Raw genomic sequence first — 19,706 nt, forward strand, 5'->3', positions numbered from 1 at the left:
GGGATATAGGGCTGATATTACCCGGCATTCCGCACCGCAGATTGTCACGGAATTTTCATACCGGGAGATTATCCTATTTTTGCGGTCAAATAGCGTACATGTCAGTCAGTCTCACGGATTGGGAGAAAAAAGCGAAAGAACAGCAGAAAGCGAACAAACAGTTCCTCCAGAAAATGCAGAACCGAAAGGGAAAAGGCGTCGAAAAACACCTGCCCGGCCTGCATGAGGAGGCCTTTTCCCAAATCGATTGCCTCCAGTGCGCCGGTTGCTGCAAAACCATCAGCCCCCGCTTCAAAACCCCCGACATCAAGCGCATCTCCAAACACCTCGGCCTCCGCGAAAGCGTGTTCATCGAAACGTACCTGCGGCTGGACGAAGACGGCGATTACGTCGTGAAACGCAGTCCCTGCCCGTTCCTCGGCGAAGACAACTACTGCGGGATTTACGACGTCCGCCCCGGCGACTGCCACAATTATCCCTACACGGACAGCTACGAATTCTTCAAGCGCCCGAACACGACGTTGCTGAACAGCACGATCTGCCCGGCTGTGTTTTACGTCCTGGAACGCCTGAAATCCATCATTAAATAAGGAAAAACTACGCCTTCAGGTCCAGCTTGCGCATGGCGGGGGAGATGATGTAGGTGGTGATCACGATGCCGAGCGTCATGCAGCCGCCGAACACCACCGAGCCCACGGGCCCGATGATCCGCGCCGCCACCCCGCTTTCGAACGATCCCAGTTCGTTGCTGGACCCCACGAAAATGGAGCTTACGGATGAAACCCGCCCCCGCATGTCGTCGGGCGTTTTGAGCTGGAGGATCGTTTGCCGGATGATCACGCTGATCCCGTCGAGCATCCCGCTGCCGAAAAGCGCCGCCATCGACAGGATGAAATTCTTCGAAATACCGAACACGATAATGCAAAGCCCGAACCCGAACACCGCCGCCAGCAACTTGATGCCGGGTTTGGTCACGATCGGGCGGTAGGCCAGGGCCATCATGGTCAGGAAAGCACCGATCGCCGGCGCGGCGCGCAGTGCACCGAAGCCCTCGGGCCCCACTTTCAGGATATCGTTCGCATAAATGGTGATCATGGCCACGGAGCCGCCGAACAGGACGGCGAACATATCGAGCGTCATGGCGTTCAGCAGCACCTTCGTGTCCCACACGAACTTCAACCCCTTCGTCAACCGTTCCTTCACCGTTTCCCCCATCTCCTTGTAATGTACCGGCTTGCGCTTGATCTGCAGAATGCAGAAAAGCGCCAACAGTATGCATCCCAGCACCAGGAGCATCGACCAGTGCACGCCGAACGCGGCGATGCAAAGCCCGCCCAGCGCAGGCCCGGCGATGGCGCCGATCTGCCAGGCGGAAGTGCTCCAGGTAGTGGCGTTCACATACAATTCGCGCGGCACCAGCAGCCCCAGCAGCGAAAAGTTGCTCGGGCTTACGAACGCACGGATGATCCCGCCGCAGCAAACCAGGAAGTAGATCATGAAAAGCACCCAGGATTGCGGAACGCCGCGCATGACATCGTCCCAGGTGAGGAGGAACAGCCCCGTTCCCACGAACACATAACCCAGCAGGCACTTCAGTACCATGCCGCGCTTCTCCTTCTTGTCAACGATATTCCCGGCGAAAAGCGCCAGGCAGAAAGCGGGGATGAACTCCGCCAGGCCGATGAGGCCCAGGTTGAGCGGGTCGCGGGTGAGGATGTACACTTTCCATTCGATAATGGCGAATTGCATCGCCAGCGCAAAAATCGTCGCAAAACGGATCACCAGGAAATACCTGAATTCCACATTCCGCATCGAGGCGTACGGGTCGTTCCGGGGTACTGAAACTTCTTCCAAGCGGGTCTGTTTTAATCCGTGCCAAAGGTAAGCGTTTCCCGTCAAAAGCTTTCCCGTTCCACCCTTCCCTTTTTTCAGCAACGTATAGCCGGAAACATTATTTTTATGTCGCTAAAATTCCATTTAATGAAACTAGTCCCTTTGATTTTCGCAGGTGCGCTTTCGACCTGCCCCCTTTTCGTTTCCGCGCAACAGGCACGGCTTCAACTGGTGACCGATGAAGTCATGTCGCCCGTTTGCATGGCCGTTCCGGGAGACGGCTCCAACCGCCAGTTCATCGTCCAGAAAGAAGGCCAGGTCTGGATCGTCCAGAACGGTAAGCTGCAGCCCAAACCATTTATCGACGTGAGTGCCGACATGGTGAAGGTAAACCCCGCGTACGACGAGCGCGGCCTGCTCGGCATGGCCTTCCATCCCAAATTCAAACAGAACGGCAAATTCTACCTCTATTTCAGCGCGCCCGTCGCCAATCCGCGCAAAGGCCTCAACCATAAATCGGTGGTGGCGGAATACCGGTTGGGAAAGGCGGCCGACAATTCGGCAGACCCTTCCACCAAGCGCGTACTGCTGGAATTCGACCAGCCCGAAAGCAACCATAACGGCGGGGATATCATCTTCGGCCGCGACGGTTACCTCTACATCGCGTCTGGCGACGGCGGCGGTGGTGGCGACAAGCACGGGGCCATCGGGAACGGGCAGGATCTGGGAACGCTGCTGGGGAAAATCCTCCGGATCGATGTCAACGGTTCGCCGTACGGCATTCCGAAAGACAATCCCTTCCTCAATACCGCCGGCGCGAAACGGGAAATCTGGGCGTACGGGCTCCGCAACCCCTGGCGTATTTCGTTCGATAAGGCCAATGGACGGCTGTTCGCGGGCGATGTCGGGCAAAACAAGTATGAAGAAGTGGACATCGTGACCAAAGGCGGCAATTTCGGCTGGCGGATCATGGAAGGGTACCACGAATTCAATGTTCCGGAAGGCGCCGGCAAAGCGAAACATATCGCGCCCATCCACGAATACGACCATGCAGACGGAATCAGCATTACCGGCGGATATGTGTACCGCGGGAAAGCGTTGCCTGCGCTGACCGGGAAGTACATCTTCGGCGACTACAACGGCAAAACCTGGACACTCACGGAAAAAGGCGGAAAATGGACGCGGGAAGACCTCGTTTTCGCCAACAAACCCGGCGGAAATCTCCAGTTGCTGAGCTGGGGCCAGGACGAAGCGGGCGAAATCTACATGCTGGTGACCATCGCCGGCGCCAACAACAAAGGCGGGGTTTACAAGCTCGTAAAATAGGACGAACCTGCCATTCCGGCTTACCAGTGGCGCCGCTGGCAGGCGGGCGGTAGGCCGGAATGGTATATTGCACGGTTTTTGCCGGCAAGAATATGTTAAATCGGATACAGGCCTTTAGAACTGCGTGAATTAGGCTTATATTTGAATAGAGAATCCGCAGGCGGCAACAGCCGGCCTGGTTTGAAAAAAATCCAATTGACAGGGTTATGAAGATGAAACTGAAAGCGGTCGTTCCAATAATGCTCATCGTTTGCTTATTGGCTGGCATATTTGCATTCGCGAAGATCGGAGTGAATGACGACCCACCCGGAAGATACCAGACGATCATGACCCTGGTGGGACAGATCCTCAAAGAAGGCCATTATCAGCCTAAACCGATCAACGACGCCTTTTCCCGTGAAGTATTCACGAAATACCTCAAGAACATCGACGGCGAGAAGAAATTTTTCCTGCAAAGAGATATCGATGAATTGAAGAAACTGGAAAACCATGTGGACGACGAGCTTAACGGCGCCCCGCTGGATTTCTTCTACAAAAGCACCGAGCTGATCAAGCAGCGCACGGTGGAAGTGTCGACCATTTACCAGGACATCCTCTCCAAACCGTTCGATTTCAGCAAGGCGGAGAAAATGGACATCGACCCCAATACCATTCCCTGGCCGGCAAATGAAGCGGCGCGTGTGGAAGCCTGGAGGAAAGCCCTCAAGTACCGCACCCTCGAAAAATACGCCGACCTCACCACTATCCGCGATAAAGAGAAAAACGGCAAAACCGACGCGCAGCTCGAAGCCGAAGCCCGCGAAAAAGTGAAGAAAGTATACGACCGTTATTTCGACCGGCTGAAAAACCGGACGAAAGACGACGACCGTTTCTCGCTCTACGTAAATGCCATCACCACCACCATGGACCCCCATACCGATTACATGCCGCCGCTGGAGAAACGCTCCTTCCAGGAGTCGATGGCCGGCAAGTTCTACGGTATCGGCGCACAGCTCCGCGAAGAGGAAGGCCGCATCAAGATCGTGAGCATCGTTACCGGCAGCCCCTCCTGGAAACAGGGCCAGCTGAAGGCAGACGATATCATCCTGAAAGTAGGCGAAGGCGATAAGGAGCCCATAGACATCAGCGGGTTCCCCGTGGAAGAAGCCGTGACCCACATCCGCGGCACCAAAGGCACTGTAGTGAAACTCACCGTGAAAAGCGTAGACGGCACCATCAAGGTGATCCCCATCGTGCGCGACGAGATCAAGCTCGACGACGTGTTCGCCAAATCTGCCGTGATCAACAATCAACATAAAATCGGTTATATCTACCTTCCCGAATTCTACGCAGATTTCAACGACCGCCAGGGCGCATTTTCGTATGACGATGTGGCCCGGGAAATCGAAAAGCTGAAAGCCGAGAAAGTAGACGGTATCATCCTCGATCTCCGCTTCAACGGCGGCGGCTCGCTGCCCGACGTGATCAAGATGGCGGGCCTCTTCGTACCCGAAGGCACCATGGTGCAGGTACGTTCCCGTTCCGGCGAAGTGCAGCAGCAGCGCGACCGCGATAAAGGCGTAGCCTACGACGGGCCCCTGGCCATCATGGTGAACGAATTCAGCGCCTCCGCTTCGGAAATCATGGCCGCAGCCATGCAGGACTACAAGCGCGCAGTGGTTATCGGCAGCCCCAGCACTTTCGGTAAAGGCACCGTGCAACGCCTCCTCGACCTCGACGCGTTCGTGAAAGGGGACGTAGGCGGCAGCCTCGGCGCCATCAAGCTCACCGTGCAGAAATTCTACCGCGCCAATGGCGGCTCCACCCAGTTGAAAGGTGTGGAATCCGACGTGGTGCTGCCTTCTCCCTACTACGAAGTAGGCGAAAAGAAAGACAAAGACGCCCTGAAGTGGGACGTGGTGCCCCAGGCCGAGTATGCCACCTGGAGCGAGCCGGTAGACGTGGCCCCGCTGAAAGCCAAATCCGCAGCGCGTGTCGCCAATAACGAAGCGTTCCGCATGATCAACGAAAATATCGCCACCCTTAAAAAGCTGGACGAGCAGAAAACCTACCCGCTGGACATCGCGTCTTACCGCGCAGACCAGAAAAAGAACGCAGCGGCACTCAAACGCTACGATTCCGTGAACGATAAGGTACAGCCGCTCAACATCTCCAGCCTCAAGGCCGATCTGGACAAAATAGGTGCAGACACCGTGAAACTGGCCCGTAACAAAGACTGGCTCAAGGCCCGTAACAAAGACCCCTACCTCAGCGAAGCGGTCAATGTCATGAACGATCTCATCATGCAGCAATCGTTCCCCAAGCTGAAAAACAATTACACAGAAACGAAGGTCAACGGACCGAAACGATAAAAGAAAAAGGGTAAAGCATCGCGCTTTACCCTTTTTTAGTTTTAGGCTGATGACGGATTCCCGGTTATTCTGTTTCGGCGGCGTTGCCATTCCCTTCCACGGCCAGGCTACGGTTTTTCCAGCAGGATGTCGATCACCTTGCGCGTTTTGCGGGTGCGCATCTTTTCGGGGACGCTGGCCAGTATTTCTTTCCGGAAAGCTTCGATGAGCGCCTGTTTGATGAAGTACCGGTGCGTGACGAGACTGATCTCGCGCACGGGCTCGGGCGACCGGAAAAAGCGGACCATGTTGAGTTGTTTGGCCGTTAGGTCCTGCAGGCTGAGCTCGGGCAGGATGGTATAACCTTCGTTGAGCTCCACCATGCGTTTGAGGGTTTCCACGCTGCCGGTGTTGTATTCCAGGTTCTTGAATTCGCCCATGCCGAACTTGTCCTGGCAGATGTTCAGCACCTGGTTGCGCATACAATGGCCTTCGTTGAGGACCCAGATGTCTTTGGTGTCGAGATCTGCCGCATCCACGAGTTTCTTTTCCGACAGTTTGTTGCTTTTGGCGGCGTAGATGACGAAGTTTTCGTAAAACAGCGGGTGTTCTTCGAGGTGCTGGTTGTGAAGGGGGGTGGCCAGGAGGCCGCAGTCGAGCTGTTCCTGCCGCAGCAGCTGGATGATCTGTTCGGTGGAGTATTCCCAGACTTCCAGTTTCACTTTCGGGTATTTTTTCAGGAAGGCCGTTAATACACGGGGGAGGAGGTAAGGAGCGAGCGTGGGGATGATCCCTACTTTCAGGGTGCCCTGCACTTCCTTCTTGCGGTCTGCGATGATTTCGCGGATGCGGGCATTTTCCTTGATGATGATGCGCGCCTGGGCGATGACGGCCGAACCGATCTCGGTGGGCACCACCGGGAGTTTGCTCCGGTCGAAAATTTTCACGCCCAGTTCGTCTTCCAGTTTTTGGATCTGCATGCTCAGCGTGGGCTGGGTCACAAAGCATTTTTCCGCGGCGGTAACGAAGCTTCGGTGCGTGTCTACCGCTACTACATATTCCAGTTGTACCGTAGTCATGATATTGGTAAAATCAATTGCAAGGTACGGGAACAATAGGCGATATCTATAAAAAAAATTACGAACGGCGGAGGTGCCGTTCGTAATGAATAGGGTGTGAACGTTGCCGGTTTTAGAAGATCCGGTAACGGTATTTGATCTTGTCGACATTGAGGGTGAGCTCGCGCATGTTGATGGACGCCTGGATTTCCTGTACGGCTTCGTTTTTGAGGCCGCGGAATTCGTTTTGCTTGGCTTCCACGATGGTGCGTTCTGCCAGGGCGTTGTCTTGCGCGAGGCGGAGCGAGTGGTTTACCTTGGTATAATAGGAATCCAGCAGGCTGAAGTACTCATTGTAGAGGTTTTCGAAGCGTTTGGTCATGAGCACGAGGTCTTCGAGCTGGTTGTTCGCTTCCTTCAGGTTGGGATTGTCGCGCAGGAGGCTTTCGTAGTTGATTTTTCCGCCTTTGGAATACTGGGTTTCCAGTTTGGCGAAGAAATCCACCACTTTATCTTTCCGGAAATCGATGAAATATTCGTTCAGCGATTCGGCGATGGTTTTGTTGCCGCGTGCGGGAAGGGGTGTTTTGAGCACCTGCGCGGTGAAGGCGAGGTGGTCGTACATATTATCCTGCAGGAGGGAAAGCTGGTCTTTATTGAAGTTGAGGCCGAATTCGAATTTCTGGTTCGCATCGTTGAGGGCCGTGTAATAGATCACATATTTATTCAGCTCCTTTTCGAAATCCTGCAACAGTTTGTGGTTGATGGCCTTGTTGGACTGGCTCACGCTGTGGAGGAAGTTCATCACCGAGCTGGCGATGGCCAGGGGCGGTGTGAGGGAGGTGAAAGATTTGAAGATCGGGCTGTTGATGATGGATTTGGTGGATTCTACCAGCTTGGTATTGCGCTCGTTCTTGTCGGATTTGCCTTTGAGGATGATCTTTTCGACCAGTTCCACGACGCGGTCGCTCAGCGAAAAGCCGAGTTCCTTGCTTTCCGGGTTGTTGAGCGAGGTGATGAACACGTCCAGGTTGGAAGTGGTGGTCCTGGATTTGAGGTCGATGATCTTTTTGTTGAGCAGATAGTAGGTTTCGGTGGCCTGTATCAGGTTGTTCTTGATCAGGTCGTATTTGGTGATGTTGTCCAGTTCCCGGCCGAGCGACAGCTGTTCGATGGCCTTGGCGTTCTGTTTATCGCTGTCGGCTACTTTTTGCAGATCCTCCATGATTTTCTTGATGGTCGTATCGGCGGTCCTCACCTGCGGCGGCTTAATATCCGTCGGAGGCGTGGGCGTAGGGTCCTGCGCCAGTGCGGTCAATGTCACAAATCCCGTCATCGCAAATGGCATCATCCATCTGATTAGCTTGAGCATGCTTGAAATGTCCTTTTTATGTTAAGAAAACCTTAAAGAAAATATAATGCCAAAAATAGTTCCAACATGTAAAGATAGTGATAAATTTTACTGCATAACCCCTAGTCAATAAATCCCGATCGTCGTATTAGGCCTTTTTTATACCTTTGGCGGCTGAATTACCCCTGTTTTTTGAATAAAAACTGATTGACATTGAGCATACGGCACCAGGCGGCATTGGCTAAGAAATATATCCGTTATTATATGACGGCGGGCAACCGGCACGATGTGCATTCGCCCTTCGTGTACGGTCTTGTAGAGGAAGTTCTCAACAAAAAGGGCTTCCGTCCGGCTTATGAGCCGGTTGAGCGGTTGCGCACGCGACTGTTGCAAAGCGGCGATGTGGTGGAGGTGACGGACCTCGGTGCCGGTTCGCTGACGGGTGCTTCCAATTCCCGGCGCGTCCGCGACATTGTGCGGCATGCGGCCAAACCGGCCAAGTTCGGGCAGCTGTTCTACCGCCTCGTCCAATACCTGGATGCAAAGAACGTCCTGGAACTGGGGACTTCGCTGGGCCTTTCCACGGCCTACATGGCTTCGGCCGGGGCCACGGTGCATACCATCGAAGGTTGTCCCAACATCGCGGCGCTCGCAAAAATGAATTTTTCAACCCTCGGACTGGAAAATATCCGCCAGCATACCGGCAATTTCGACAATGAACTGCGGGGAGTGCTCCAAAATATGCCGAACCCCGATATCGTGTATATAGACGGTAATCACCGGGAGGAGCCAACGGTCCGCTATTTCGAGGAAAGCCTGCCATTCCTCGGGCCCAACAGCATCGTTATTTTCGATGACGTGCATTGGACGGAGGGGATGGAACGCGCCTGGGAAACGGTGAAATCCCATCCTTCCGTAACCACTACCATCGACCTTTTCTTTATCGGCATCGCGTTCGTGCGCCCCGATTTCAAGGCGAAGCAGCATTTTACCATCAAATTCTGAGGAAATCGGCGTAAATTCCGGTATGCTTCCTTCCTTCGTGCCCGCCCACAAATGCGACGACAAGGCGATCGAATTGCTGCGCAAAACCGAATGGACGGCGGCAAGGCCATTTGCCATGGCTTTGATGGAGTGGCTGGAAGACATCAACAGCCCTCATTTCAACCCGATCTACAATTACCTCATGCCGCATATCCACGAACTGGCCGCGGAATTTTGTGATGTGTTCGCTACGGACAACGATATCTGGAAAACCAACTGCATTTATCTCCTCGAAAAAGCACGCGTTCCCATGGCAGAGCCGCAATTGCTGGCGATGCTCCTGCGCATGGCGCAAAATCCCACCACCGGCGAAATCTATCACGACACCTCGCAGGCAGCGCGCGAACTGGCGCAGGAATGGAATCTCCTGTGATGGAAAGGGTGAACCTTATTCATCCGAAAACTAATCGCATTTTCTCCGACTACGGCACGATCGTCGTAAACAGATACGTCGCCAGGATCACCAGCAACACCACGCCCTGCTGGATGTTGGTACGCCCGGCATTGAAGGAAATACTGATCGTGAATAGCGATAACAATAACAACAAGGTAGATTTCGTATCGATCCCCAGCGTTACATCGAACCCCGCGATGATCGACACCAGCGCCACGGCGGGGATCGTAAGGCCGATGGATGCCAGTGCCGACCCCAGCGCCAGGTTCAGACTCGTTTGTAACCTGTTTTTGCGGGCCGCGCGGATGGCGGCGAGGCCTTCCGGCATGAGGATCACCGCGGCGATGATGACGCCCACCAGGCTCTTGGGCGCGCCAAGGTCCATGACGATGCCCTCGATCGTGGGCGACAATTTCTTAGACAGCAACACCACGATCGCCAGCGAAACCACGAGGGTGACGAGACTGATGGCGGTAGTGAGGTGTGTCGGCGGTGCCGCGTGGTAATCTCCTTCGCTTTCTTCCGGCAGAAAATAGTCGCGGTGGCGGACGGTTTGGACAGACACGAAGCCGCCGTATAAAACCAGCGAAATAATGGCCACGAAAATGAGCTGGCTGGAGGAATAGACGGGCCCGGGCGTGGTGGTCGTGAAATTGGGCAGCACGAGCGTGAGCACGGAAATGGCCGTGAGGGTCACAAGCGCTGCGGAAACGCCCTGTTTGATATAGATCTGTTCCTTATGGAGATAGGAGCCCCAGAGCAGGCAAATCCCGATGATGCCCGTGTTGATGAGCATGATGGCGGCGAAAACGGTGTCGCGCGCGAGGGTAGTGGAGCCTGCGCCGTCTTTGGACAGCATCATCGACACGATGAGGGAAACTTCTATGACGGTGATGGCGAGCGCGAGGATGAGGGTGCCGTAAGGCTCGCCGACTTTATGCGCCACCACTTCGGCGTGGTGAACGGCGGCGAGCACCACGCTGATGAGGGAAACGCCGAGGAGCGCGGCCATCCAGCCAGACAGTTCCGCCCCTGCAAACGCGAGGAAACAGGCCCCGATGATCGGGGAAACGAGGGTCCATAACGGGAGCTTGATGTTCCATTTGCGGGAAAGGATGTGATTGTATGGCATGGTGTAAAATAAGTATTTGCCGTTCCCCGGCACCTTAAAATTCCGTTAGAATCCGGGACACTATGACTAATATAACTGATAAGTAAGGCGTTTTGTTGAATGGATGTTTGTAATATGGGGATTTGATGGTATGTTTAGGAATGTTTGAAAATGAGACACCATGCTACTGAATGAACCGGAAGAAACCGGGAAATGGAGGATCACGTGGGAACCGTTTGGCTGGACGAGTAGAATACCCACCTGGACCGAAGTTTTTATCGGCAGCGCTTTGTTTATCGCCATGCCGGTGTTGTATGTGATCGTTTACGATAAAGTTAATAAAGCCGAGGAAAAGGAACTTGCTGAAAACGGCCGGTATACGATAGGGTATACAACGGGCCAGATTTATCAGAACAACTCGCGCTACGTATTTTACTATTACTTTATAAACGGCAGAAGGTTTGAAACCTCCGGCAGAACTGCAAGAAGCACGTACGTAAACTTCGAGAACGGGCGTTATTACGTAAAATTTTCTTCGAAAAATCCCGAAATAGCCCGCATATTGTTCCATGTTCCGGAATGCAGGGATTCACTCGTTCCTCCGGATGGGTGGGCTGCATTGCCGGTAGAATTTGATGCGAAATGATTAAAGAGCATATTAGTGGAGAAATAGACATTCGGGGGAATTTGGTTTGCTGGATATCGGTTGGCCGCATTAGAAATTGGCTGATGAAACCTGTGAAATAGATCTGGCATCAATAAAAAAGAGGATGAGCAAAACGCTCACCCTCCTCATCCAATCTCTCCATTCCCTTCGCCGGCATTACCCGGATCAGGAAACTTCCTATTGGTTTGTAGCTACTTCAATTTATCTTTCTCTTTCATCACCATGTCCAGATGCATGCGAAGCTCGGGCAAGTGCCTGGTGAAGAATGCCTTGATATCCGGATCTTCCGCCTTTTCCGACATTTTTTCGAATAAATCTATCGCATCTTTATGCGCCGATTCGAGCTTGTCCACAAAAGCTTTGTCAAAATCCTTTCCGCTTTTTTCCATTAAATCGCTGATGTCTTTCGATTGACCGTCGCTGATGGCGGTAGGCGTTACGATGCTTTTTTCAGCGGCGAGCGCCTTCAAATCCTTATTGATCTTCTCGTGCGACTGCTGCATGTGTTTGGCCAACGTTTTCACGGATGCGGAACTGGCCTTCGATTGCGCGTCGGTGGAAAGCCGTACTTCGAACAGGCCGTCTTCAGCGGCTTTCACGAGGCTTTTGGAATCGTCGCGCACGGAATCGTCGGGCAGCACATCGCGGTTCGCATCACGGGCCATGTTATCTGTGATGCCCGTGTCTGAAGGCAGCGTAGTGTCGCCGTTGTTTTGCGTGCCACCGCTGTTACAGGCTGCGAAGCCTATCGCAACTGGAAGCAGGTATGCCATTATTCTTTTCATATTTGCAGGATTGGGTTCAGGTAATCCTTTGAAAATTCTATGCCATACGGATTCGCATGGCTGTTAACCCGACTTTGCGGAAAAGTGTGGAGTTTGCTTCCCGGAATGTCTGATCTGTTCTATGTATTATTATTTTTTATATATTTGAAGGAAGAAATTACGACCCTGTCCTATGATACTTTGGAAATACCTGGCTTTTCTGCTGGTGCATTTACATGTCAACGGGCTGGCAGACAAGCCGGCGTTCCCGGTGGCGGAGTTTTCGGCGCATGTGCGCACGGCTGAATGGCTGATCGAATACGACAGCGCCGCCTGGCGCCTTTCCGATACCGTAACCCACGCAGATATGGACCTGTTGCAGCGCACGGGAAAGGAATGGTTCGTGTACAGGGGGCGGGATAGCCTCTGGTACGGGGCGTATGGTAAGTTCCAGGATACGGCGTACGACCTGGCGCTGCATTTCCGCATCAACCGTTCCGATTCCATAGAAGCCGTCAGCGAGCCCAGGCCGGATACGGCCATGCTGCATGCAGTGTCCCGCTGCATACGGTCGTCTTACAAATATGCGGGCCTCATGCTGGGGCGTTCGTACGTACGGATGAACAAGTTCATCCGCCTCAATGGCGACCGCAGCATTTCCATTTACCTGCTGCCCGCCCTGCAGCCTGCCGATGTAGCCATGTATGGAGGGGAGTTTATGTACCGGTTCGATGCATCCGGCAGGCAGTTGCTGGAAAGATATGAATACTATCGAGGGGGCTTTAAAGGTTTCCGGCTCAATGCGGGGCGCGAGGTCAAACTGGCGTACGAAGACGTCAAATACCCGACGCTGGGCTCCGTTTACTTCGCCCTTCGTTACCGCAACCGTTTCCGGGAGATCAGCATCGAAACGCTGGAAAGCTTCAGCCAGCTCATGTTCAACCAGGTCCGCGGGTTTTATTGGGAACATAGGGAAAAGGGCTAGTTTAAAATCGACTGATATTCCGGAATTGAAGTTAATTTTCCCTAACGCCTACGGGATAACCGCAGCAGATTGTTAACAACCGCAAAAAGGCCCGGTAATTGCTTATCTTGAGAATATGAAACGATTTTTACTATCCTTGCTGATTTGCTGTCCGTTGTTCGCAGGGGCCCAGGGCTACGAAGCCCGCTGGTTCACGCGCGGCGCGGAGACGCTGCCGTACCGGTTCCTCCCGCCGGCCGGATACAATGCTGGTAAAACCTATCCGCTCATTATTTTCATGCATGGTATCGGCGAACGGGGGGCGGATAACGAAAAACAACTCGTGAACGGCGGGCCGTTTTTCGGGAACGATTCCATCCGCCAGCAATTCCCGGCTTTCGTCGTATTCCCGCAATGCGCCGACAATGCCACCTGGGCGCCCATGATGGTAACGCAGGACTCCACGGGCGACCGCATCTTCAATTTCCCCACATCCCTTCCGCCCACGGCGCCGTCGCGACTGCTTTACCAGCTGATAGACAGCCTCCTGGCCTCCGGTAGCGTAGACGCCAAACGTGTCTACGTCGGCGGCCTGTCGATGGGCGGGATGGGTACTTTCGATATGTTGTCGCGCTTCCCCAGGCGCTTCGCCGCCGCGTTCCCCATTTGTGGCGCGGGCAACGAAAAGCTGGCCAAGCGCTACGCCAAGAACACGGCGCTCTGGATCTTCCACGGGGCAGACGATAATGTGGTACCGCCGACTTCCAGCCGGAAGTTTTACGAGATGCTGAAAGAAAAGGGCGCCGACGTGAAATATACGGAGTACCCCGGCGTGGGGCACAACAGTTGGGATAACGCTTTCGCAGATCCGGAGCTGCTGCCATGGCTGTTCTCGCATCGGCTGAAATAAAAAAAGCTGCCCGAAGGCAGCTCCACTCTCACAATATTCAATTGATCGTTAACGATGTATGAACAGGCCCGGAGCATGGCGCTCCGGGCTGTTTTTTTTATGCTTTGATGGCCTGCATTGCCGCTTTGGCTGCGTCGATGGTGAAGCCGATATCTTCCTGGCCGAGGGCGTGGCTGATGAACCAGCTCTCGAATGCGGAGGGCGGCAGGTACACGCCTCTTTCCAGCATGGCGTGGAAGAACCGGCGGAACAGTTCGTTGTTGGCGCCGGAAGCGGAGGTGAAATCCACGATGGGATATTCCGCGAAATGCACGCTCATCATGGAACCGATGTGGTTGACCTGGTGAACGACGCCGGCCGCGCCCAACGCTTCGCGCAGGCCGCCAACCAGCGCATTGGTTTTTTCTTCCAGCTGGGAATAGATGTTCGGGTGATCGTTGAGCGTTTTCAGGAGGGTGTATCCCGCGATCATGGCGATGGGATTGCCGCTGAGGGTACCGGCCTGGTACACTTTGCCCGCGGGGGCGATGTGTTCCATGATCTCGCGCTTCCCGGCGAAGGCGCCAACGGGCATGCCGCCGCCGATGATCTTGCCGAAGGTTACGATGTCGGCCTTGATGTTGAACAGTTCCTGTGCGCCGCCACGGGCGAGGCGGAAGCCGGTCATCACTTCGTCCATAATGAAAATGATGCCGTTTTTATCGCAGATCGCGCGCAAACCTTCCAGGAATCCCGGCTGTGGCAGGATGCAGCCCATGTTGCCCGCAACGGGCTCTACGATGATGGCGGCGATCTGGTCGGGGTTTTCGGCGACGAGTTGCTCCACCGCGGGAAGGTTATTGTAAGGAACACTGAGGGTATCTTCCGCCACGGCCACCGTAACGCCGGGAACGGACTGTATGCCAAGGGTAGCCACGCCGCTGCCTGCACTTACGAGGAACGAGTCTGCATGCCCGTGGTAATTACCCTCGAACTTGATCACCTTGTTACGGCCGGTGAACCCGCGTGCGAGGCGCAGGGCGCTCATACAGGCTTCCGTGCCGGAGTTTACCATGCGCACCATGTCGATATTGGGCACCATGCTTACGATCAGCTCGGCCACGGTCACTTCCAGCTCGGTGGGCGCGCCGAAAGACGTGCTGAACGTGGCATGTTCCTGGATGGCTTTCACCACGGGCTCATAGGCATGGCCGAGGATCATGGGGCCCCAGGAGTTGATGTAATCCACATAGCGGTTGCCGTCTACGTCGTACATATACGCGCCTTTCGCGTGCTGCATGAACACGGGCGTGCCGCCCACGCTGCGGAATGCACGCACGGGAGAATTCACGCCGCCGGGGATCGATCTGCCGGCCTTTTCGAATAATGCTTGGCTTTTTGTAAACATCTTTGCAGGGTTTTTATTGGTTTAACAGGCGTACCGCATCTTTGGCGAAGTACGTGGCAATGAGGTCGGCCCCGGCCCGCTTGATGCTGGTAAGGCTTTCCAGGATGGCCTTTTCTTCATTGATCCATCCCATTTTCGCCGCCGCCTTGATCATGGCGTATTCGCCGGATACATGGTAGGCGCTCACGGGAACGGTTACACTGTCTTTGATCAGGCGGATGATGTCGAGATACGCCATGGCGGGTTTCACCATCACGATATCGGCGCCTTCGTCTACGTCCATCAGCGTTTCGCGGAGGGCTTCGCGGGCGTTGGCATAATCCATCTGGTATGTTTTCTTGTCACCGAAACCGGGCGCGGAATCCAGCGCGTCGCGGAAAGGACCGTAGAAGCAGCTGGCGTATTTGGCACTATAAGCCATGATGCCGGTTTTGGTGAAGTTGTTTTCTTCAAGGATGTCGCGGATAGCGCCGATGCGCCCGTCCATCATATCGCTGGGTGCCACAAAGTCCGCACCGGCCTGCGCATGGCTGAGGCTCATCTGCGCCAGCACTTCCACCGTAGCGTCGTTCACGATCTCTTCTCCCTCCACGATGCCGTCGTGCCCATAGATGGAGAAGGGGTCCAGCGCAACGTCGGTCATCACCACCATTCCCGGAACGGCGTCCTTTACGGCTTTGATGGCGCGCTGCATGAGCCCGTCGGGGTTCACGGCCTCGGTGCCTTTGTTGTCTTTCAGTTCATCCGCACATTTAATGAACAGCAGCACGCTCCTGATGCCCATGGCCCACAGTTCCTTCGCTTCCTGCACGGTACCGTCGAGGGAATAACGGAAATATCCTGGCATGGACGCGATCTCTTCCTTCACGCCTTTACCTTCCACCACGAAAAGCGGGGCGATGAAATTGGCCGGGGTCAAAATGGTTTCCGCTACCATCGCACGGATGGCGGGGGAGGTGCGCAAAATTCTGTTTCTTCTGATCATCACTGAAATATTTTAAGGTTCGTCTGTTACGGTTTTACCCACTCGCGCGGCTTGAGGTATTCCAGCAGTTCCGCTTCCGGGCTGCCGGGCGCCGGGTGGTAATCGTATTCCCAGCGCGCGCGGGCGGGGAGGCTCATAAGGATCGATTCGATCCTGCCGTTGGTCTTGAGCCCGAAAAGCGTGCCGCGGTCGTGGATCAGGTTGAATTCCACGTACCGGCCGCGCCGGTATTCCTGCCACTCCACCTGTGCTTCGCCGTAAGGAGCGGTTTTCCGCTTTTCAACGATAGGCAGGTAGGAGGATATGAACGCATTGCCATTGGAAAACTGGAACTGCAGCAGGTCTTCGGCCGTACGCTCCGCCGATGGGCGAAGGTAGTCGTAAAACACGCCGCCGATCCCGCGGGCTTCGTTGTTCCGGTGCTTGTTGACGAAGTATTCGTCGCACTGGCGCTTGTATTGTTCGTAATATCCGCCGCAGGCTTCCTTGAAGGTACGGTGAAAATGAACGCCGTCTTCTTCCTGAAGGTAATACGGCGTGAGGTCTGCCCCTCCGCCGAACCACATATCCCGCACCGATCCGTCTTCCCCGTACAGCTCAAAGTACCGCCAGTTGGCGTGCACCGTTGGCACATAAGGGTTTTCGGGATGGATGACGAGCGAGAGCCCCGCCGCCAGGAAGCTGCTGTTGTCCGGCACTTTGAACTGCTGTGCCATAACGGGCGGCAGTTTCCCGCTTACGACCGAGGTGTTCACGCCTCCTTTCTGGAAAACATTGCCGCCGGAGATGACGCGGGTGATGCCCCCGCCGCCTTCCGGCCGCTCCCAGCGGTCTTCACGGAACTTCGCTTTCCCGTCTGCCTGCTCCAGCGCAGCGCAGATGTCGTTTTGCAGCTGGTGGATGAAAGGGACGAAACGGTCTTTTACGGAAATATTATGCATAGTTCTTAACGGCTTCGATGAATGCTTTGGCATGATCTACCGGGATGTTCGGCAAAATGCCGTGGCCCAGGTTGGCGATGTAGCGCTGCGGCCCGAACGCGTCGATCATGGCTTTCACGGATTTCTGTATTTCCGGGATGGGCTTCATGAGCTGCGCGGGGTCGAAATTGCCTTGCAAAGTTACGGCAGGCCCTGCAAATTTGCGGGCCAGTTCCGGTTTGATGCACCAGTCGAGGCCGAGGCCCTGCGCACCGGTGGCGGCCATTTCTTCCAGTGCGAACCAGGCGCCTTTGGCGAACACGATCACGGGGGCAACGCCCTGCAATGCGGCCACGATGCGGCGGATGTACCGGAGGGAGAAGTTTTCGAAATCTTCCGGGCTCAGCAGCCCGCCCCACGAATCGAAAATCTGTACCACGTCTGCACCCGCTTCCACCTGCGCTTTCAGGTAGGCGATGGTGGTTTCGGTGATGCGGTTCAGCAGTTCGTGGGCCACTTCGGGCTGGGTATAGCAGAAAGCTTTGGCCTCGTCGAATGTTTTAGAGCCCTTGCCCTGTACCATGTAGCAAAGCAGCGTCCAGGGGGCGCCGGCGAAGCCGATCAGGGGCACGCGGCCGGCCAGCGTCTGTTTGGTGAGGCGCAGGGCGTCCATCACGTAATGCAGGCTGTCTTTCACGTCGGGGATATGAATGCGGTCGAGGTCTGCCGCCGATTTAACGGGCTGTGGGAGGAGGGGCCCCAATTTTTCCACGAGTTGCACTTCCATACCCATCGCCTGCGGTACCACGAGGATGTCGGAGAAGATGATGGCCGCGTCTACCCCTACCTGGTCTACCGGCATCACGGTGATCTCGGTGGCCAGTTCGGGCGTCTGGCAACGCTCGAAGAAGGAATATTTATCGCGGAGCTTGATATAGTCAGGCAAAAAGCGGCCGGCCTGGCGCATCATCCATACCGGGGGGCGGGGTACCGGGCTGCCCGAAAGGGCCTTCAGCAGCAGGTCGTTCTGTAATCCGTTCATTCGTTGCTATTATTGATGTTGTCAAAATAATCGATGGCTGTCTGCACCAGCGCGGGAACCGAAGCTTCCGCACCGATGACCGGCTGCCGGCCGGTAATTTCCCGCACAGCGGCGCCCGTCGTTTCGCCGATGGCGAAGTAAACGGTTGCCCCGTCAGGCGCATTCTGCTGGAAAAAGCTGCGGACGCTGCTGGGACTGAAAAACAGGACCCCGTCGTACCGTTCTCCCAGCAAAGCGGGCGTTTCCACGGTATGGTATACCACGAGTTCCTCCACGCCGATCTGGTGGGCGGAAAGGTGCTCGGGCAGCTCGTTCCGGCGGATGTTCCCGCAAAGGAACACCACTTTTCCGATGGTGGCGTCCGCTACGATCAGCTTCGCCAGTTCCAGGGAACTGGCTGCCGTCGCCAGCACTTCCGCACCGGGGATTTCGGCCTGCACCACTTCGAGCGTGGCGCCGCCAAGGCAGTAAATCTGCTGTTTCACGCCGTTATCCCAGTACCCGGTCACGGATTTTACCGTATTCGGACTGGTGAAAACGAGTATCTGTCCACCGAGGGCGATCTCCCGCAGCCGCGCGTCCAGTTGGGGCGTGCGTACCGGCAGGATGTCGATGAAAGGCTGGTCTACCAGGGCGATGCCGCGTTGTGCGGCGGCCTGGCGCAGCGATTCCTGGAGGGATTTGGTGCTTAATATGCGGTATTTATCGCTGTTGGGCATGTTTGATTTCCTGGATGATGGCGTCTCCGCCCTGGGAAATGATGTCGAGCGCGGCGTCGTGCCCCGTGCCTGCGGCCGCCGAAACGGGAACGCGGCGGGAGGCCAGGAGCGAGCGGCTGCCGTCGAGGCTGCAAAGGCTGCCTTCGAAAAACAGTTCGCCGTCGTTGATATAGGCGAAGGCGCTGATAGGTGTGGTGCAGCCGCCGAGGAGGGTGCGCAGGAAAGCGCGCTCTTCGCCGGTGCAAATGGCGGTATCTGCATGGTGCAGCGGAGCCAGGGCTTCGCGGACTGCCGTGTTATCTTCCCGGCAGGCGGCCACGATGGCGCCTTGCGCAGGTGCGGGGATCATCCAGTCGAGCTCCATTGAGTTTCCCGGGCGAACGTTGATCCGTTCCAGCCCTGCGGCGGCGAAAATGGCGGCGTCCCAGTTCTCGGCGGCGAGCTTTTCCAGGCGCTTGATAACGTTGCCGCGGAGGTTGTGGAGCTGGTGATGGGGGTACCGGCGGAGCCATTGCGCCCTGCGGCGGATGCTGCTGGTGGCGATGTTGGCGGTGGATGCGGGATCGTCGAGGAAAGCGGTGCTGCCTTTGTGGACGAGCAGATCTTTCACCGGCCCGCGCTCCAGGATGGCGGCGTTGATCAGCCCCTGGGGCAGCTGGGTGGGCACGTCTTTGAAGGAATGGACCGCCACGTCGATCTTGCCGGAGAGCAGCGCGATGTCGAGCGTTTTGGTGAAAATGCCCTGAACGCCGATCTCGTAAAGGGGCGTTATCAGGTCGATGTCGCCTTCACTTTTAATGGGGACCAGTTCTGCGGCATGGCCGTATTGTGTCAATAAATCTTTCACCAGGTTAGCCTGCCACATGGCGAGTTGGCTATCCCGTGTGCCTATTCGGATCAT

Annotated in this window: 19 protein-coding genes; 8 read left to right on the forward strand and 11 right to left on the reverse strand. The window is 55.5% G+C overall.

What is annotated here, in order from left to right; translation table 11 throughout:
- Window positions 1–98 precede the first annotated feature (98 nt).
- On the forward strand, window positions 99–590 hold the full coding sequence (locus EJ361_RS17925) for a YkgJ family cysteine cluster protein (RefSeq protein WP_126247014.1): 492 nt from the start codon (window positions 99–101) through the stop codon (window positions 588–590).
- Between the two features lie 7 nt (window positions 591–597).
- On the opposite strand, the gene EJ361_RS17930 is transcribed toward EJ361_RS17925, so the two are convergent.
- Entirely contained in the window at window positions 598–1,854 is a 1,257-nt protein-coding gene (locus tag EJ361_RS17930) for an MFS transporter (RefSeq protein ID WP_240646664.1), read from the reverse strand.
- Window positions 1,855–1,980: 126 nt separating this feature from the next.
- On the opposite strand from EJ361_RS17930, the gene EJ361_RS17935 reads away from it, so the two are divergent.
- Both EJ361_RS17935 and EJ361_RS17940 read left to right on the forward strand, forming a co-directional pair.
- Window positions 1,981–3,159, forward strand: a complete 1,179-nt coding sequence (locus EJ361_RS17935) for a PQQ-dependent sugar dehydrogenase (RefSeq protein WP_164714310.1) — start codon at window positions 1,981–1,983, stop codon at window positions 3,157–3,159.
- A gap of 206 nt (window positions 3,160–3,365) precedes the next feature.
- Window positions 3,366–5,510 carry a carboxy terminal-processing peptidase gene (locus EJ361_RS17940; RefSeq protein ID WP_240646665.1) on the forward strand — a complete coding sequence of 715 codons (2,145 nt, stop codon included), beginning with the start codon at window positions 3,366–3,368 and terminating at the stop codon, window positions 5,508–5,510.
- Window positions 5,511–5,617: 107 nt separating this feature from the next.
- Here the strand turns inward: EJ361_RS17940 and EJ361_RS17945 are convergent, their stop codons facing one another.
- On the reverse strand, window positions 5,618–6,568 hold the full coding sequence (locus EJ361_RS17945) for a hydrogen peroxide-inducible genes activator (RefSeq protein WP_126247016.1): 951 nt from the start codon (window positions 6,566–6,568) through the stop codon (window positions 5,618–5,620).
- 112 nt (window positions 6,569–6,680) lie between these two features.
- Window positions 6,681–7,919: a hypothetical protein gene (locus EJ361_RS17950; protein WP_126247017.1), complete on the reverse strand. Its 1,239-nt coding sequence runs from the start codon at window positions 7,917–7,919 to the stop codon at window positions 6,681–6,683.
- Window positions 7,920–8,111: 192 nt separating this feature from the next.
- On the opposite strand from EJ361_RS17950, the gene EJ361_RS17955 reads away from it, so the two are divergent.
- Both EJ361_RS17955 and EJ361_RS17960 read left to right on the forward strand, forming a co-directional pair.
- Window positions 8,112–8,903 (forward strand): O-methyltransferase, encoded by a 792-nt coding sequence (locus EJ361_RS17955; RefSeq protein ID WP_240646666.1) that lies wholly within the window; start codon window positions 8,112–8,114, stop codon window positions 8,901–8,903.
- Between the two features lie 22 nt (window positions 8,904–8,925).
- Window positions 8,926–9,315, forward strand: coding sequence for a DUF5071 domain-containing protein (locus tag EJ361_RS17960; RefSeq protein WP_126247018.1), 390 nt, complete (start codon window positions 8,926–8,928; stop codon window positions 9,313–9,315).
- A gap of 49 nt (window positions 9,316–9,364) precedes the next feature.
- Here EJ361_RS17960 and EJ361_RS17965 read toward each other — a convergent pair whose 3' ends face one another.
- Window positions 9,365–10,468, reverse strand: coding sequence for a calcium:proton antiporter (locus EJ361_RS17965; protein WP_126247019.1), 1,104 nt, complete (start codon window positions 10,466–10,468; stop codon window positions 9,365–9,367).
- A 160-nt stretch (window positions 10,469–10,628) separates the two neighbouring features.
- Between EJ361_RS17965 and EJ361_RS17970 the strand changes: the two genes are divergently transcribed.
- The gene (locus EJ361_RS17970; protein ID WP_126247020.1) at window positions 10,629–11,093 is read left to right on the forward strand and encodes a hypothetical protein; all 465 of its coding nucleotides are present in this window, start codon (window positions 10,629–10,631) and stop codon (window positions 11,091–11,093) included.
- Between the two features lie 212 nt (window positions 11,094–11,305).
- Here EJ361_RS17970 and EJ361_RS17975 read toward each other — a convergent pair whose 3' ends face one another.
- Complete coding sequence (locus EJ361_RS17975) at window positions 11,306–11,899, reverse strand: DUF4142 domain-containing protein (protein ID WP_126247021.1); 594 nt, start codon at window positions 11,897–11,899, stop codon at window positions 11,306–11,308.
- A 172-nt stretch (window positions 11,900–12,071) separates the two neighbouring features.
- On the opposite strand from EJ361_RS17975, the gene EJ361_RS17980 reads away from it, so the two are divergent.
- Together EJ361_RS17980 and EJ361_RS17985 are read left to right on the forward strand one after the other, a co-directional pair.
- Entirely contained in the window at window positions 12,072–12,863 is a 792-nt protein-coding gene (locus EJ361_RS17980) for a hypothetical protein (RefSeq protein ID WP_126247022.1), read from the forward strand.
- A 115-nt stretch (window positions 12,864–12,978) separates the two neighbouring features.
- Window positions 12,979–13,752: a carboxylesterase family protein gene (locus EJ361_RS17985; protein ID WP_126247023.1), complete on the forward strand. Its 774-nt coding sequence runs from the start codon at window positions 12,979–12,981 to the stop codon at window positions 13,750–13,752.
- A 97-nt stretch (window positions 13,753–13,849) separates the two neighbouring features.
- Here EJ361_RS17985 and hemL read toward each other — a convergent pair whose 3' ends face one another.
- From hemL to hemC, 6 genes are read right to left on the reverse strand one after another with little or no spacing between them, the layout of a single operon-like run.
- Window positions 13,850–15,139, reverse strand: a complete 1,290-nt coding sequence (gene hemL, locus EJ361_RS17990; protein WP_126247024.1) for a glutamate-1-semialdehyde 2,1-aminomutase — start codon at window positions 15,137–15,139, stop codon at window positions 13,850–13,852.
- Window positions 15,140–15,152: 13 nt separating this feature from the next.
- Window positions 15,153–16,124 carry a porphobilinogen synthase gene (gene hemB / locus EJ361_RS17995; protein ID WP_126247025.1) on the reverse strand — a complete coding sequence of 324 codons (972 nt, stop codon included), beginning with the start codon at window positions 16,122–16,124 and terminating at the stop codon, window positions 15,153–15,155.
- Window positions 16,125–16,150: 26 nt separating this feature from the next.
- A complete protein-coding gene (hemF, locus tag EJ361_RS18000) occupies window positions 16,151–17,065 on the reverse strand; it encodes an oxygen-dependent coproporphyrinogen oxidase (RefSeq protein WP_126247026.1) in 915 nt (304 codons plus the stop codon).
- Window positions 17,058–18,086: a uroporphyrinogen decarboxylase gene (hemE, locus tag EJ361_RS18005; RefSeq protein ID WP_126247027.1), complete on the reverse strand. Its 1,029-nt coding sequence runs from the start codon at window positions 18,084–18,086 to the stop codon at window positions 17,058–17,060. Before hemE ends, hemF begins: the two co-directional genes overlap by 8 nt.
- Window positions 18,083–18,805 carry a uroporphyrinogen-III synthase gene (locus tag EJ361_RS18010; RefSeq protein WP_126247028.1) on the reverse strand — a complete coding sequence of 241 codons (723 nt, stop codon included), beginning with the start codon at window positions 18,803–18,805 and terminating at the stop codon, window positions 18,083–18,085. The genes hemE and EJ361_RS18010 overlap by 4 nt, the downstream gene beginning before the upstream one ends.
- A complete protein-coding gene (gene hemC / locus EJ361_RS18015) occupies window positions 18,789–19,706 on the reverse strand; it encodes a hydroxymethylbilane synthase (protein ID WP_240646667.1) in 918 nt (305 codons plus the stop codon). The genes EJ361_RS18010 and hemC overlap by 17 nt, the downstream gene beginning before the upstream one ends.

Origin of the sequence: Chitinophaga rhizosphaerae, from assembly GCF_003958645.1 — a bacterium.
In the GTDB taxonomy this organism is placed as follows: Bacteria; Bacteroidota; Bacteroidia; order Chitinophagales; family Chitinophagaceae; genus Chitinophaga; species Chitinophaga rhizosphaerae.